This window comes from Labrys sp. HAY1-8F (assembly GCF_056754975.1).
This window is the reverse complement of sequence record NZ_JBPGWZ010000001.1, coordinates 1,535,804-1,550,758: the sequence shown is the minus strand read 5'-3', so window position 1 is coordinate 1,550,758 and position 14,955 is coordinate 1,535,804. Positions and strand designations below refer to the sequence as shown.

Here is a 14,955-nt window from a genome sequence, read left to right as displayed (position 1 = left end):
CGGACAAGGAGACCCCTGGTCGAGAGGAAAAGCGGCATGATTGCGCTTGCTGAGATCCGCCATACGCTCCGGGGGCTCTATTTCGGCTCGAGCCGGCGGGCCGTCTGCTTCCAGATCCTGCGCTTCGTCATCGATGTCGGCATTCTCGTCTTCTTCATCGCCGGGCCGAGCATGAAGAACGAGACCTGGCATACGGCCATCAATGCCGTCGTCGCGGCGATCATCGTGCTCGAACTCGCCGCTAGCGCCCTCGTTGCGCCCAGCCTGAAGAAATGGGCGTTGCGGCCGATGACCTGGATCGATGTCGCCATTCTCGCCACCTTCTTGGTACCCGCTTTCTTCTCCAACCTGTTCCTGCGCGTGCTGCGCATCTGGTCGCTGAGCAAGAGCAATCTGTTCACGCTGGCGCTGCGCAAGTCGGGCTACCGGCAGATGGAAGACACGTTGCGCGCCGCGATCGATCTCACGGTGTTCCTGTTCCTGATCTCCAGCTTCGTCTACACCATGTTCTACGGCAACGGCTTCGATGGCTATGTCCAGGCCCTGTACTTCACCGTCGCCACGGTGACGACGACGGGCTTTGGCGACATCACCTTGCCCGGCAATCTCGGCAAGCTCACCTCCATCGTCGCCATGATCATCGGCGTGTCGCTGTTCGTCCGCCTTGCCCAGGCGATCGTGCGGCCGCACAAGGTGAATTTCAGCTGCCCCCAATGCGGGCTCTCGCGGCATGAGACGGATGCGGTGCACTGCAAGGCTTGCGGCCATGTCCTGAACATCCCGGATGACGGGGACTGAAGTCGGTCAATCCGGCCTAACGGGTGCGACACCCAGAAGTGCCGCGATCCTGCCGGCCTGCGAGGACTCGATACCCATGCTCCCGATCATCGCCAACAGGGTTTGGCGATCGACGGCGTCGGCGCCGGAACCGAGGGTCGTGGCCGCGATGGCACCGGCGGCATTGGCAAGGGCGCTGGCGCCGGCCGGTGACAAGTCGTTGACGATGCCGAAGAGATAGCCGGCGGCGAAAGCATCGCCGGCACCAGTGGTGTCGACGGCCTCGATCCTGGCGGCTGGCGAGACGAGTTTTTGTTGCCGGCTATGGAGGAGCGACCCCCGGGCGCCGCGCTTGATCACGACATCCCTGGCACCCGCCTCGATGAGGTTTCTGGCGACCCGATCGAGAGCTGGCCCATCGGTGGAGGCGCCGAGCAGACGGGCATCAGCCTCGCCGAGGAACAGCGTGTCGATGGTGGGCAGAAGGGCAAGCACCGTTTCCTTGATGGTGCCGGTAATGCCGGCGGGGATGTCGAGGCTGACTGGAATACCCGCAGACGCCGCCTGCGCGACCGCGCAAAGGGCGGCCTCGCGCTGCGGCGCCTGCAGCAAGGCATAGCCCGACAGGTGCAGAAGAGCCGTGCCGGCCAGGGCGGCCGGATCGACCTCATCCGCCCTCAACCGCACATTGGCGCCCCGATAGGCGAACATGGTGCGCTCGCCGCTTGCGCTGACCACCACAACGTTGAGCTGCGTGGGTTCCGCCTCGTCCCGCCGCACCCATCCTGTCTCGACGCCGGCCTGCCTCATCGCACCGAGGCACCAGTCGCCCCAGCTGTCCTTGCCGGTCTTGCCGATGAAGTGCACCGGCAAGCCGAGGCCCGCAAGGATCCGCGCGGTATTGGTGGCAGAGCCGCCCAGGCCATGGCTCTGGCGCTCGGCGATGCCCTCGCCGCCCTCCGGCGGATAGGTGGGGACCTGGAGCGTCAGGTCGACATTGATGTCGCCGAGGACTGCCACTGCCGGCACGATCTCTCCTTGGGCACTCATAGGCTGGGGCGAGGCTATTCTAGACGATGTGCATCTGGTCGATGGCCTGGGCGACGTCGGCGATGATGTCGTCGGCATGCTCGATCCCCACCGAGAAGCGCACGAGGCCGTCGACGATGCCCATGGCCTGGCGTTCCTGCGAGGGGATGTCGAGGAAGGCCATGGTGCCCGGCATCTGCGTGGTGGTGCGCAGGCCGCCGAGGCTGGCGGCGAAGGAGCACAGCTTCAGCCGCTTGAGCAGGCGCACCCCGTGCTCCTCGCTCTCCACCTGGAAGGACAGCATCGCGCCGAAATTGCGCAGTTGCTCCTTGGCCGTGGCGTGGTTGGGGTGCGAGGGCAGGCCCGGATAGAACACGCGCTTGACCTTGTCATGCCCTTCCAGATAGCGGGCGAGGGCGGCGGCGTTGGCGCATTGCTTTTCGAGCCGAAGCGCCAGGGTCTGGGCGCCGCGCAGCAGCAGCCAGGCATTGAAGGGCGAGAGTGGTGCGCCCAGCTTGTTGAGCGTGTTCCAGCGTACGTCCTCCAGCCAATCCTTGGGCAGGATCTCGGATTTGAGCGTGATGATGCCGCCGACGGCGTCGTTGTGGCCCCCGATGAATTTGGTGGCACTCTCCACCACCACGTCGACGCCGAAGGCATGCGGCTGGCATACCGCGGGGCTGGCAAAGGTGTTGTCGCAGATCACCGCGATGCCACGACTATGGGCGAGTTCCACCAGCTTGCGCATCGGCGGCACCTTCATGGTCGGATTGGCCAGCGCCTCGAAATAGAGCACCTTGGTCTTGTCGGTAAAGGCGCGCTCGACCTGGACGGGATCGGTGGTGTCGACGAAGCTGACGGTAATGCCGAAATCGCCGATGCGATGGTCGAAGAATTCGTGCGTGCTGGAATAGGTGGTGAGGTCGGTGACGATATGGTCGCCGGCCTTGAGGATGCCGAACAGCGCGTGCGAGATCGCGGCCATGCCCGAGGCCGTGGCAAGGCAGGCATCCGCCCCGGTCAACTGCGCCAGATGTTCCTCGAGCTTGTATTCGGTGGGATTGCCGCAGCGGCTGTAGATGTTCACGTCCTTGCGCGCGCCGGCTACGATCTGGTCGTAGATGTCGCCGGCATATTGGAAATTGGCCGACATGTAGATGGGATAGCTGATCGATTGCGATTCCGGCTCGGGCGCATAGAACACGGCGCGGCTGGCGAAATCGAGCTCTTTGGACGACATGCGGGCACTCCTTGAGGTGTCATTCCTTGACGGCGCCGCCGGTCAGGGCGGCGGTGATCTGGCGTTCGAACAGGACGAAGAGGACGAGCGGGGCGAGGGCGGCAATGAAGATGGCGGCCAACATCACCGGATAGTTGGTGATGTGCTCGCCGACGAAATCGGCCAGGCCGACCGGCAGCGTCTTCCTCGCCGGCGTGTTGATGAAGACGAGCGGGAAGAGGAAGTCGTTCCACACCCAGATCATGTTGACGATCGCGGCGGTGAACATGGCCGGCCGGGCGAGCGGCACCGCGATGCGCCAGAAAATGCCGAATTCGCTGCAGCCGTCGATACGTGCCGCGTCCATCAGTTCGCGCGGCAGGGTGACGAAGAAGGCGCGCATGATGAACAGCGTCACCGGCACGTTGAAGGCCGCAGTCGGCAGGATCACGCCGAGATGGGTGTCGAGCAGGCCCATGGTGCGCAGCACCACCACCAGCGGCACGAGCGCAACATAAGCGGGAATCGCCATGGCGACCATCAATCCGGCCTCGACGCCGGCCAGCCAGCGCGGGCGGTAGACGGCGAGCCCATAGCCGCCAGCCGTGGCGGCGGCGACGGCCAGCAGGGTCGAACCGGCCATCACGATCAGCGAGTTCAGGGAATAGGTGCCGAGCGCGCCATTGCTCCAGGCCTGGGCGAAGGCGTCCAGGCTCGGGGCTGACGGCAGCGACCACACCGAGCGCATGAATTCCTTGTTGGTCTTGAGCGTGCTGTAGGCCATCCAGGCGAAGGGAGACACCACGATCGCCACATGGAGCGACAGGAAGGCGAGGACGCCGAGGCGCGTCGGGCTCCAGCGGGACAGGGCCGGCATGCTCACGCCTCCCTGCCGGCGGCGCGGCCGCGCAGCGAGCGGAAGATGATGAAGGCGCCGATGGCGGTCAGCAGCATCTGGGCAAAGCCGATGGTCGCGGCATAGCCCATCTCGAAGGCGTTGAAGCCGACCTTGTAGAGATAGGTGGAGACCACTTCGCTGGCATGGTTGGGACCGCCATTGGTCAACACGAAGACCAGGGAGAAAGTCTTCAGCGAGCCGATGATGCAGAGCAGGACATTGGCTCGCACCGTGTCCCACACCATGGGCACGGTGACCGAGACGAAGGAACGCCAATGGCCGGCCCCGTCGAGCTCGGCCGCCTCGAACACGCTTTCGGGCACGTTGCGGATCGCCGCCACGAACAGGAGCACGTAGAGCCCGAGATAGGTGAAGCTCATCACTGCCACCACGGCGGCGAAGGCTGTGGAAGACTGACCGAGCCAGCCCGAGGCGAGGCTGCCGAGGCCGACGGCCTTCAGCCCGGCATTGAGCAGCCCGAAATAAGGGTTGTAGATGAAGCGCCAGAGCAGGCCGATGCACACTTCGCTGACGATCACCGGGACGAGATAGAGAAACAGGAAGAAGCGCCCGGCTGCGCCGACCACGCGCACCAGGCAATAGGCGATGGCGAGGGCGAGCAGCACCTGCAGGACGATGGCCGAGACGGCGACGGCGAGGTTTCGGGCGAGAGCCGCCCAGAAGAAGCCGTCACTGGCCAGGCGGACGAAATTGTCGAGGCCGACAAAGACGGGGGCGGCCGAGCCGTTCCACTGGTAGAAGGACAGCACGCCCGAATGCAGCACGGGATAGGCGACGAAGAGGCCGACCAGGATGAGCGTCGGCAACAGGAAGGCGAACGCGTAACGCGCGTCGCGGCCCGCCGACGGGTCCTTTTCTGCTTCCTGCGCTGCCATGAAATGCTCTCTCCTTCCCGGAAGGCGCGTCTTATTTCGCCTTCAGGGCTTCTTCCACGCGCTTGGCGGCATCGGCCGGCGCGACCGAACCGTCGAGCACGCCCTGGAGCGAGGTGTAGTAGGCATCGGTTCCCTTGGGTGGCATGGCGGTATCGTAGAAGGGATCGAGCTTGCCGGCCTTGCTCATCAGATCATTGCTGATGGCGTAGAGCACCGGTCCCGCGGCCGCCTGCGTGGTGGCGCCCTTGACGGTGACCATGGTCTTGCGCAGCTCGACATATTTGGTCATCACCGCCGGCGAGGTGAGGAAGCGCAGCAGCGTGACCGCGTCCTGCTTGTTGGCGGTCTTTTCGGCGATGCCGAAGGCCGCCGCGACGCCGCCCAGCACGTCGCCGGGATTGCCCTTGCCGCCGGCCACCGTCGGGAAGGGGAAGAAGCCGAGCTCGAAGCCCTCAGGCGCGTCGGCGGAGGCGCCGATCTGCCAGGTGCCGTTGAGCATCATTGCGGCCTGGCCGTTGAGGAAGAGCATATTGGCTTCCTGGTCGCTCATGCCGTTGAAGCCGACAGGGAAATAGCCCTTGGAGGACAGGCTGGCGATGCGGGTCAAGGCCTCGGTGGCCTCCGGACCGAGAGCGACGTCGGCCTTGCCCGCCACGATGTCGGAAACCAGGCCCGACCCCTTCAGGCGCATTTCGAGATATTGGAACCAGAAGGTGGCCGGCCAGGAATCCTTGTTGCCCAGCGCCATCGGCACGAGGCCGTCGGCCTTGATCTTCTCGCACAGGGCCAGGAATTCGTCGTAGCTGGTCGGAATCGTCCAGCCTTTCTCGGCGAACAGAGCCTTGTTGTACCAGAACACGGCGGCATCGATGTCGATCGGCACGGCATAGGCGTGGCCGCCGATGCTGGTCTGCGCCAGGGCCGTCGGCAGGAAGCTCTCGCCCCAGCCATCCTTGGCGAGATCGGCGTCGAGCGCATACATCTGGTGACCGGCCACGAAGGCGCCGAGGAAGCCGCCGGGCAGGGTGTAGAACACGTCCGGCGGGTTGCCGGAGGCCATGGCGGTGTTGAGCTTGGTCTTGTAGGCCGACTGCTCGGCCGCCACCACGTTGAGCTTGATGTCGGGATGGGCCTTGGCGAATTCGTCCAGGGCGTAGGTAATGAAGTCGACCTTGTCCTTCTGCCCCGAATAGGCGTGCCAGAAGGTCAGCTCGCCCGCCAGCGCCGACAGGCTCATCGCCAAGGACGCGGCGATGCCGAGTGCGAGTGCGCGAAAACGCATGTCTTCAATCCTTCCCCACCGGTTCCGAATGCTCGGTTCGATTGATTGAAGTGGTGCCACATTGATGTGGACATGTCTACAGTAGTACCACAAACAAAGCTGTGCTAGGAGCTGGACGGCGAGTGCAAGATTCGAGGCAGGCATGATCGATCAAGCCAAGAGCGCGGCTGGGGGGCAGGCAACGAGCCGGCTGCGCAGCGCGCTGCCTGCACTGTCGGAATCGGAACGGCGGGTGGCGCTGTGGGTCCTCGATCATGTCGATCTGGCGATCCGCCAATCCATGTCGGCCATCGCCCAGACGGTCGAGGTCAGCGATACCACGGTCCTGCGCATGTGCCGTACCGCGGGCTTTGCCGGCTTCACCGATCTCAAGCTCGCTTTGGTCCGGGATACGGGCGAGCGTTCGATAGCCAGGCCCGATGAGGGCGCAGCCGGAACCGATGGCGACCTCCGCTGGGCCAGCCGGGTCTTCAATGCGAACATCCAGGCCATCGGCGACACCCTGTCGATGCTCGACCGGGGCGACTTCTCCCGCGCTCTCGAACTCGTCTCCGGCGCCCGCCATATCCTGATTGGCGGCATCGGCGGTTCCGGCATCGTCGCCCAGGCCCTCTATCAGCGCTGCTTTCGCCTGGGCCTGCGCTGCGACGCACCGGTCGATTCGCAGCTCCAGCTCATGCACGCCTCCCTGCTCGGGCCGGGGGACCTTGCCGTGGTCATTTCCTATTCCGGCATCACCAACGATCCCGTGCTCCTCCTGCAGGAAGCCAGGACGCAGGGCGCCTCCACCCTGTGCATCACCGGCAACCGGCGTTCGCCCTTGGCGCGCCTTGCCGATGTCGTGCTGGTCAGCGTCTCCCATGAACTGCGCAGCGAGCCGATGGCCGCACAGATCGCGCAGCTGACGCTGGTCGATGCCCTTTATGCCGCTTTGGTCGCGCGTGCGCCCGAAACGGCTCAGCTCAACGAGGAGCGCATGGTCAATGCCATCCTCCCCAAATCCATCTGAACAAGGCCAATCATGAAAGTACAGATCTACACGATGCAGACCGCCGCGGAGGCGCTCGAGCTGGCTGCGCTCGGTGTCGATTGCCTGGGCGTGACGCCCTCCAATCGCGGCCTTCCCGGGGAGATCAGCAATGAGGTAGCGCGCGAGATCGTCGATGCCCTCGCGGGCAAGGCGACGCGCGTCGCTTTGTCAGTGGAGGCCGACCCGCAAGCGATCGCCGCCATGGTCGATGCCGTCAGGCCGGACGTGCTGCATCTGTGCGGCGATATCGCCAAGGTCACGCCCGAGGTGGTGAAGGCGTTGCGGAGCGAGCTTCTCGCGCGCCATCCGGGGCTGAAGATCCTGCAGGCGATCCCGATGACGGGCCCCGAGGCGCTCGACCATGCCGCAGCCTTCGAGCCGGTGTCGGATATCTTCATCCTCGATTCGGTGGCCGCCCATATCGGCGGTATCGGCGCGGCCGGCGTGACGCATGACTGGTCGTTCAGCCGTGAGATCGTCGTGCGCAGCAAGCTTCCCGTCATCCTGGCCGGCGGCCTCGGCCCGGACAATGTCGGGGAGGCCATTCGCGCCGTGCGTCCCTGGGCGGTGGATTCGCTCACCCACACCAACAGCCCGCTGGCCTCGGGCGGCTTTCGCAAGGATCCGGCCAAGGTTGCCGCCTTCGTCGCGGCGGCACGGGCGGCTGCTGCCTGAGCAGCCCTCAGTAAAGTGGGCAGGTCTTGCACAGCTTGAGGCCGTCCATGCGATAGCGCAGGCAGCAGATCCGGCGCCTGCGCCCCTTTTCGGCACTGTAGCGGACGGGCTCGAACAGCGGATTGCTCGCGCCGTCTTCCCATCGCCGTGTCGCCAGCAGGGTGCGGGCCTGGGACAACCCTCGATGATCCGTTCCCAGGAATGTCTCGAGCTCGTCCAGGCTGTGCTCGACGATGGTTCCGGCATTGCTCCACAAGACCTTCCGGGGCAGGGCGCTCGCCCGCGAGATCGCCGCGATCATCGGGGTGAGATGGCCATCGACCAGCTCTGCGAAGCGCTCGCGGATCGTGTGCGGGGCAAGACGGTCTCCCGCATCCGGCAGGCGCAGGGCGGCGGTCCGGCCGTCTTCGGAGGTGATCACGCCGATCTCGCCGATTCCGATCGGCAGGCTCCAGTCGGCGATGATATTCGCGGCCAAGACAGGCGGGATCAGGATCGAAAAGTGCCATTTCGACCAGAGCGTCGCTACGGCGATCGGCTCCGGCCTGTCGTAGTTCCCGGCGAATCGGGCCAGCAGATGCAACAGCCCCTCTCCCTCGACCAGTGCGGCCGCGGGAATGAAGGGGCGGGCGTCGTCGCCAAGAGCCAGATTGTCGGCGAGGAAGGCGAGCGGTCCCCGGAAGATGGTGGCGAGCGTGGTGGTCACCGCTTCCAGGCCGCCATGATGAAATAGGCGCCGCCGAGGCCGGTGGCGATCAGCCCGGCCGGGATCTGCCAGGGAAAGGCGATGGTACGGCCCACCCAGTCAGCGAGGACCATCAGGACGGCGCCGATGAGAGCCGAGCCGTAGATTTCCGCCAATGCGGTCCTGGTTCCCAGAAGTCGCGCCATATGGGGCGCCATCAGGCCGACGAAGCTCAACGGCCCCACGAACAGGGTGGCGATGCCGGTCAGAATGGATACGACCAGCAGGATGGCGAGGCGCGCACCGGCGATCGGCACGCCGAGCGAGCGGCCGACCGGCTCGCCCAGCGGCATAAGGCCGATCCAGCGCACCAGGGGCAAAGGCAACAACAAGGCGAGGGCCGTTGCCAGGGCGATAGCGCGCGCCTCGGCGGCATCGACCGAATAGGTCGAGCCCGACAGCCAGCCGATCACCCGCAGGATACGGGGGTCGCCGATGACGAGCAGGATCGATAGCAGCGAGGCCAGCAATGCGCCGAGGCCCGCTCCGATCAGCAGAAGATGGTCGGGGGCGAAGGCCGAGCGCCGGCCCAGCCAGAGCACGCAGGCCAGAATGGCGAGGCAGGCCAGGCAGGAAAGCGCGGCCGTGCCATAGCGGTCGAGGCCCGGCAGGAACAAGGTTGCCACCAGAAGCATCAGGGCGGTTCCCGACGAAATGCCGAGGAGTTCCGGGCTTGCCATCTCGTTGCGGGTCAGGCGCTGGAGCAGGGAGCCCGCCATGGCAAGCATGGCGCCGGCGCAGCAGGCGGCCGTGATGCGCGGCAGCCGCCAGATCGACAGGTCGGTGAGCAGCTTGCCATGGGCGAATTGCCAGCCGTCAGGCCCGGGGCCGAGCATAGCGGCGAGGGCCAAACTCAGTACAAGAGCCGCACCGAGGCCCGTAAAGGCCGGGCCGGTGCCGACCTGCAAACGTATCGGCACGGTTACCATGGCAAGAGCGCTTCTTGCTGCCGGCGCGCGTTGCAGCATCCAGAGCAGCAGGGGAATACTGAGGAGCATGGCGGCAATGCCGGCTGGAATCTCGATGCCGCCTGTCAGCGCCAGCAGGGCCTGGTCCGTCAAGGCCAGCAGTCCGGCGGCAATCAGGGGCGCGGCAATCATGCGGGTGGTCAGCCGCCTGGCGCCGGCGCTGCGCGCGATGGCCGCACCGGCAAGACCGAGGAAGCTGATCAGGCCGACCGCGCTCGCGACCAGCGCGCTCAGGCCGACAGCGGCGAAAAGGGTCGCCGCTCTGACCAGCGATGTGCGCACGCCCAGCCGCTCCGCACCATCGATCTGCATGACCGAGAGAGGAGACAGGAGAAGCAGGACCGCCAGCGACACCAGACCGAGCTTCGGTGCCAGCGCCAGCAACGGCCCCCAGCCGTTCTGGATGAGCGAACCGGCCTCCCAGATGTAGAGATCGCCCAGCGCATCGAAATGGGTGAGTACCAGCATGGTGCCGAAAGCGCCGAAGGAGAGCGAGGCGATCAGCCCCACCAGGGTTACCGTGGCCGGTGCAAAATTGGATCGGGCCGAGAACAGCAGGACGATAACGGCCACGCCGATGCCACCGGCGAGCGCCGGCAGGTCCCAACCCAGGGACAACAGGCCGGGAGCCCAGATGATGGCGGCGGCGATAGCGCATTTTGCCCCGGCAAAGATCCCCAATGTTCCCGGCTCGGCGAGCGGATTGCGAAGCACCTGCTGGAGAACCACACTGGCCAGTCCCAGCGCGCCGCCGCTGAGGAGACCGACGCAAAAACGGGGCAGCAGCCCATCCCGGGCCATGATCGAGCGCAGGTCGTCGCTGCCGGCCAGCAGGGCCGGCCAACCTGCGGGTGGAACGAGGCGGGTGAGGTTGAGCAGGAACAGGGCCCCTGCCAGGCCGATGAGAGCGCAGCTGACGAAGATCCAGCCGAAGATCCTGCCATGGCCGCCGGAGGCTTGTCGGGACTCAGGCATCACGCGGCAGGCTCTCCGCGAGCTGGCGTGCGAAGCGCATCGCCGAGGCGACGCCGCCATTGGGGTAGATCACCGGCATCATCGTCACCCTGTTCATCTTGACGGCGGGCAGTGCTCGCCAGAGCGGATTGTCGGCAAGCCGGGCCAGGGCATTGCTGGTTTCCTCGCCGCGATCGAAATGCACGATCCGGGCCTCGGGATCGCCCGCCAACTGGTCGATGCCCACCGAGATCACGCCCGATCCGTTCACCCGGCCCCTCCAGGCATTGATCAGGCCGAGCCGGGACAGGCTGTCGCCGATCAGTCCGGTTCCCCCGAACAGAGCGACCGTGCGGCCGTCCTGGGCAAAGCGGCCGACGTAAAGGGAACGCCGGGTCCGCCCGGCGAGGGCTGCGCGTGCATCGGCGAAGACCGTTTCCAGCTGCGATGTCAGCGCTTGTGCGGCTTCCGTCCGGCCGGTCAGTTCCGCCAGTCGGCCGAGCAGCTCGATCGCCTGGCCGACACCGGACTTGCCGGCCGAAGCCGCATCGAGGGGAAACAGCGGCGCGATCTCCCGCAGGCGGCGCAGCGGGCCGGCCTGCCAGGCGGCCAGCACGATGGCATCAGGCCGGATCGCCTGCAGGAGCTCGGCGTTGGGCTCCAGCAGGGGGCCGAGGTCCAGGACTTCCTCGGCCAGCGCCGGCTGTGCGACGAGCCTGCGATACAGGGCGACATTGGCCACCGCGACCGGGCTGATGCCGAGCGAGACGAGAAGCTCGGTCGCCAGAAGATCCAGCGCGACCAGGCGAGGCGGGCTCGCCGCACGTGCCGGAGTTCCCATCAGGGCGATGAAAGGGAGAGCCAGAGCAGCGCACAGCAGGTCGCGCCGCACGGCGGCCTGCCCTGGCGGAAGAGCTACCATTTATAGGACAGCGTCGCGGTTGCCGTCAGCGGTTCCCCATAGCGGCACCCCGTCGAACCGGCGCAAGTGTAGAACTTCTTGTTGAACAGGTTGCGCGCGTTCACGGTCAGGCTGGCACCGTCGAGCCTCTTGTCGATCACGCCGAGATCGTAGCTCGCCATGGCATCGACCAGCAGATAGTCCGGCACGTGGGTCGGTGTTCCCAATACATCGATGCTGTCGGCGATATAGGTTTCCCCGACATAGCGCAGCCCGCCGCCGATCTTCAGCCCGCGTATGCCGAGGTCGTCCAGCTTGTAGCCGGCCCACAGGGCGGCGGAATGACGAGGCACGAGATCCACAGGACGGCCCACCGTGGAAGGAACCGCGCTCTGCAGGGTCTTGCTGTCGGTGAAGGCGTAGCTGGCGACGAGGTCGAGATTGCCGAAGGAGGAATGGGCTTCCAGCTCGATGCCACGCGAGCGGACCTTGCCGACCTGGTAGACATCGCCGAAAGCGTCGAAGCTGCTGACATTCTGCTGGGTGAGCTCGTAGACGGCGGCGCTGAGCAACAGGTTGGTATCCTGCGGCTGGTAGCGCACGCCCGCCTCATATTGCAGGCCCTTGTTGGGCTTGAGCACCGTGCCGCTGCGTGAATCCAGGCCGAGTTGCGGTGCGAAGGACTGGCTGACGCTGACATAGGGCGCGATGCCGTTGTCGAAGCGGTAGACCAGCCCGGCGCGGCCGGTGAAGGCGCTGTCGTCCTGGTTCGTCTTGGCGCCGGTCTGGTAGTTCAGAACCGTTGCACGGCTCCAGTCATGGCGCCCGCCGAGCAATACGGTCAGGTTGCCCAGACGAATCTGGTCCTGCAGATAGATGCCGAACTGGTCGCTGAGATTGTCGCTGCCGCGATCGACGGCATAGTTGATGACCGGGTAACCGGAATAGACGGGGTTGTCGATATTGAGCGGGACGATCGAGCCGCGATAGCGGTGCGAGTCGTAGCTGCGGCGGTAATAGTCGAAGCCGGCCAGGAGCGTGTGGCTGAGCGGGCCGGTCTCGAAGCTCTTTTCGATCGAGGTGTCGGCGGTAATGCCGTAGGAGCGCTCGGTTCGGGCGCTGGCCCGCCGCGCGAGCTGGCCGTTGGTAACCGGCAGGAGACCTGCCTGCATGTAGTCCCAGCGCACGTCGGAATAGTAGTAGCGGGCATTCTGGCGCAGCTTCAGCGTCTCGTCGAAACGATGCTCGAAGGCATAGCCGATCGTATAGGCATCGCCGACGAAACGATCGAAGGATTCCTCACCCAGGAACAGCTTGCGCGGGATACGACCGGTCGCGACATCGCTCCAGTAGAGCGGCGTGATGAAGCGCGTATTCACGTGCTGGTAGCTCGCCAGCAGCGTCAGGGACGTGGCATCGTTCGGCTGCCAGGTGATGGCGGGCGCGATATAGACCTTGTCGTCCGGTATGTGCTTGACCCAGGTGTCGGCGTCCCGGACCAGGCCGGTCAGGCGGTAGCGCAGGGTTCCGTCGGCACTCAGGGCATCGGAAAAGTCGAAGGACGCCTGCTTGCGGTCATAGCTGCCATATTCGAGATTGATCTCGTGCAGGGGCGTCGGCGTGGGGCGTTTGGAAATGGCATTGATGACCCCGCCCGGCGCGAGCTGGCCATAGAGCACCGAGGAGGCGCCGCGCAAGACCTCGACCCTCTCCAGGCCGTAGGGCTCCTGGGAGCTGTCATAGACATTGGACTGCAGCTTCATGCCGTCACGCAGCATGCCGCCATTGCCGGTCGCGACATCGAAGCCGCGCAGCATGACGTCATCCGTCATCCGGCTGAAGGCCTGCGACTGCATGCCGACTCCCGGGGTGTAAGTCAGGACGTCGGAAAGGGAGGTGACCTTCTGGTCCACCATCTGGTCCTTGGTCACGACGGTGATGGACTGGGGCGTCTCGATGATCGGCGTATCGGTCTTGGTGCCCGACGCGCTCTGGCGGGCGACATAGCCCTGCACCGGGGCCCAGGCTGATTGGCCGTAGACGGTCACCGGATCGAGTTCGATGGCATTGGCGTTCTCGGCCCCGCCGATGCTTGCGGTGATGTCGGCGGAAAGGACGGTGACGGTGGTGGCATTGCTGAAGCGATAGTTCAGGCCGGACCCCGCCAGCAGCCTGGCAAGCGCCTGCTGCACGGTCAGCGAACCGCGAACCGGGCGACCGAGCGTTCTGATGGGATTGTTCTCGCGGAAGACCACGGAAAGACCCGAGATGCGCCCGATCTCGTTCAGCGCCTGGGGGATCGGCCGCGCCGGGATGTTGAAGCTGAAACGCTGTCCCGCGGGCTGTTCAGCCCGAGCCGTGGACACTCCCACGCTTGCCGCCGTCGCAGCCAACAGCATGGCGGCCGCCATACTCCCGGCCACACGCCTCACGCCATGCCTACTCATCGCAACCTGTCCCCTCGATCATCGATCACCGGCAAACCGCGGTCTTGGCACCTGCGGATTACCGGCCTCCATGGTCTTCACGTTCGAGGGAGGGGCTCACTGAACCCCTTGGCGAAGATTTTTGTTGCCGCAGGAGATCTGGAACCGAAGTCGATCGGAACAGGTGCCCAATGCAGTTCACGTGAGGAGGTAACGCTCCGATTTGTCATAGCCGGGCTTGACCCGGCTATCCAGGAACCGCGCGCGAGACCGGTAGGCGGCTGGATTGCTGGGTCGAGCCCGGCAATGACAAAGGCTGTGCAAACTCAAGGGAGGCTTGAGTGAACCGCATTGGGATCGGTGTCGCTTTTATTAAGGCGCGCTACGCCAGCCAATTCTCAAGGACGAGGTCGGGAATGCGTGCGAACTCGTCGATATTGGCCGTGACCAGAGGCATCCCCGCCGCGGAGGCATGGGCGGCGATCAACAAATCATTGGGACCAATCGGGGTGCCTGCCCGTTCGAGGGCGGCTCGAATATCGGCATATTTACCGTCGGCCGGCACATCGAAGGGCAGGATCGTCAATCGTTGCAGGATGGCTTCGACACGTTCCTGCAACCTACCCGAGCCGCGCTTGACGGCTCCAAACCGCAGCTCGCAGGCGGTTATGATACTGACGGCGAGGCCGTGATCACCGATCCCGGCGATGTGCCGGGCGGCTTTCCCATCGGGATGGCGAATGAGATCGGATACGATATTGGTGTCAAGCATGTAGCGCGCATTGCTCAAAGCTCGATATCCTTGAGGGGCAACAAGCCCTTGTCCAAATCGGGAAAGTCGTCCTCCTTGCCCAAAGGCGGCTCTTTGACCCAGCCAGAGAGCAATGTCAGCAGGTCATTGCCATCTGTCGGGACCGGCTCGAAAATCAGCCTGTCGCCATCGCGGGTGATCCGCACGCGATCCCCGGGCAGCGCGAACTCAGCCGGGATCCGTACAGCCTGGCTGCGGTTGTTGCGAAAGAGTTTGACCTGCTTCGACGGTGGTGAGGTGAGTGGATGCGCCATACCAGGATCCTCATGCATATGCCATGTATATGCCGGAAACTTGATGGGCGCAAATCAGACTTCGGTGCACTTGTCGTCGCAATAGCAGAC

The 14,955-nt window shown here is 65.1% G+C and carries 14 protein-coding genes; 3 read left to right on the top strand and 11 right to left on the bottom strand.

Translation table 11 applies throughout. The annotated features are described in order from the left end of the window. The first annotated feature begins 36 nt into the window (after window positions 1–36). Entirely contained in the window at window positions 37–798 is a 762-nt protein-coding gene (locus ACR9ZN_RS07120) for a potassium channel family protein (protein ID WP_481271765.1), read from the top strand. 6 nt (window positions 799–804) lie between these two features. Here the strand turns inward: ACR9ZN_RS07120 and ACR9ZN_RS07115 are convergent, their stop codons facing one another. The 5 genes from ACR9ZN_RS07115 to ACR9ZN_RS07095 are packed head-to-tail and all read right to left on the bottom strand — an operon-like array spanning window position 805 to window position 6,101. Beyond that, a complete protein-coding gene (locus ACR9ZN_RS07115; protein WP_481271764.1) occupies window positions 805–1,806 on the bottom strand; it encodes a carbohydrate kinase family protein in 1,002 nt (333 codons plus the stop codon). Window positions 1,807–1,846: 40 nt separating this feature from the next. Further along, on the bottom strand, window positions 1,847–3,046 hold the full coding sequence (locus ACR9ZN_RS07110; protein WP_454817106.1) for a trans-sulfuration enzyme family protein: 1,200 nt from the start codon (window positions 3,044–3,046) through the stop codon (window positions 1,847–1,849). A gap of 19 nt (window positions 3,047–3,065) precedes the next feature. Continuing rightward, window positions 3,066–3,902, bottom strand: a complete 837-nt coding sequence (locus ACR9ZN_RS07105; RefSeq protein ID WP_441771676.1) for a carbohydrate ABC transporter permease — start codon at window positions 3,900–3,902, stop codon at window positions 3,066–3,068. Window positions 3,903–3,904: 2 nt separating this feature from the next. Beyond that, window positions 3,905–4,819: a carbohydrate ABC transporter permease gene (locus ACR9ZN_RS07100; RefSeq protein ID WP_481271762.1), complete on the bottom strand. Its 915-nt coding sequence runs from the start codon at window positions 4,817–4,819 to the stop codon at window positions 3,905–3,907. Between the two features lie 31 nt (window positions 4,820–4,850). After that, window positions 4,851–6,101, bottom strand: coding sequence for an ABC transporter substrate-binding protein (locus tag ACR9ZN_RS07095; RefSeq protein ID WP_481271761.1), 1,251 nt, complete (start codon window positions 6,099–6,101; stop codon window positions 4,851–4,853). Window positions 6,102–6,243: 142 nt separating this feature from the next. Here ACR9ZN_RS07095 and ACR9ZN_RS07090 point away from each other — a divergent pair, with 142 nt between their 5' ends. Together ACR9ZN_RS07090 and ACR9ZN_RS07085 are read left to right on the top strand one after the other, a co-directional pair. Continuing rightward, entirely contained in the window at window positions 6,244–7,110 is an 867-nt protein-coding gene (locus tag ACR9ZN_RS07090; protein WP_481271760.1) for a MurR/RpiR family transcriptional regulator, read from the top strand. 12 nt (window positions 7,111–7,122) lie between these two features. Continuing rightward, entirely contained in the window at window positions 7,123–7,806 is a 684-nt protein-coding gene (locus ACR9ZN_RS07085) for a phosphoribosylanthranilate isomerase (protein ID WP_454817114.1), read from the top strand. Window positions 7,807–7,813: 7 nt separating this feature from the next. Here the strand turns inward: ACR9ZN_RS07085 and fhuF are convergent, their stop codons facing one another. From fhuF to ACR9ZN_RS07055, 6 genes are all read right to left on the bottom strand, one after another. Next, entirely contained in the window at window positions 7,814–8,512 is a 699-nt protein-coding gene (gene fhuF / locus ACR9ZN_RS07080; protein ID WP_481271759.1) for a siderophore-iron reductase FhuF, read from the bottom strand. Beyond that, window positions 8,509–10,494 (bottom strand): Fe(3+)-hydroxamate ABC transporter permease FhuB, encoded by a 1,986-nt coding sequence (fhuB, locus tag ACR9ZN_RS07075; RefSeq protein ID WP_454817118.1) that lies wholly within the window; start codon window positions 10,492–10,494, stop codon window positions 8,509–8,511. Before fhuB ends, fhuF begins: the two co-directional genes overlap by 4 nt. Next, window positions 10,487–11,395 (bottom strand): ABC transporter substrate-binding protein, encoded by a 909-nt coding sequence (locus ACR9ZN_RS07070; protein ID WP_454817120.1) that lies wholly within the window; start codon window positions 11,393–11,395, stop codon window positions 10,487–10,489. The genes fhuB and ACR9ZN_RS07070 overlap by 8 nt, the downstream gene beginning before the upstream one ends. Continuing rightward, complete coding sequence (locus ACR9ZN_RS07065) at window positions 11,389–13,821, bottom strand: TonB-dependent siderophore receptor (RefSeq protein WP_454817122.1); 2,433 nt, start codon at window positions 13,819–13,821, stop codon at window positions 11,389–11,391. Before ACR9ZN_RS07065 ends, ACR9ZN_RS07070 begins: the two co-directional genes overlap by 7 nt. 361 nt (window positions 13,822–14,182) lie before the next feature. Continuing rightward, on the bottom strand, window positions 14,183–14,572 hold the full coding sequence (locus tag ACR9ZN_RS07060; protein WP_481271975.1) for a PIN domain-containing protein: 390 nt from the start codon (window positions 14,570–14,572) through the stop codon (window positions 14,183–14,185). Window positions 14,573–14,586: 14 nt separating this feature from the next. Further along, window positions 14,587–14,865, bottom strand: coding sequence for an antitoxin (locus tag ACR9ZN_RS07055; RefSeq protein ID WP_481271758.1), 279 nt, complete (start codon window positions 14,863–14,865; stop codon window positions 14,587–14,589). Window positions 14,866–14,955: the final 90 nt, after the last annotated feature.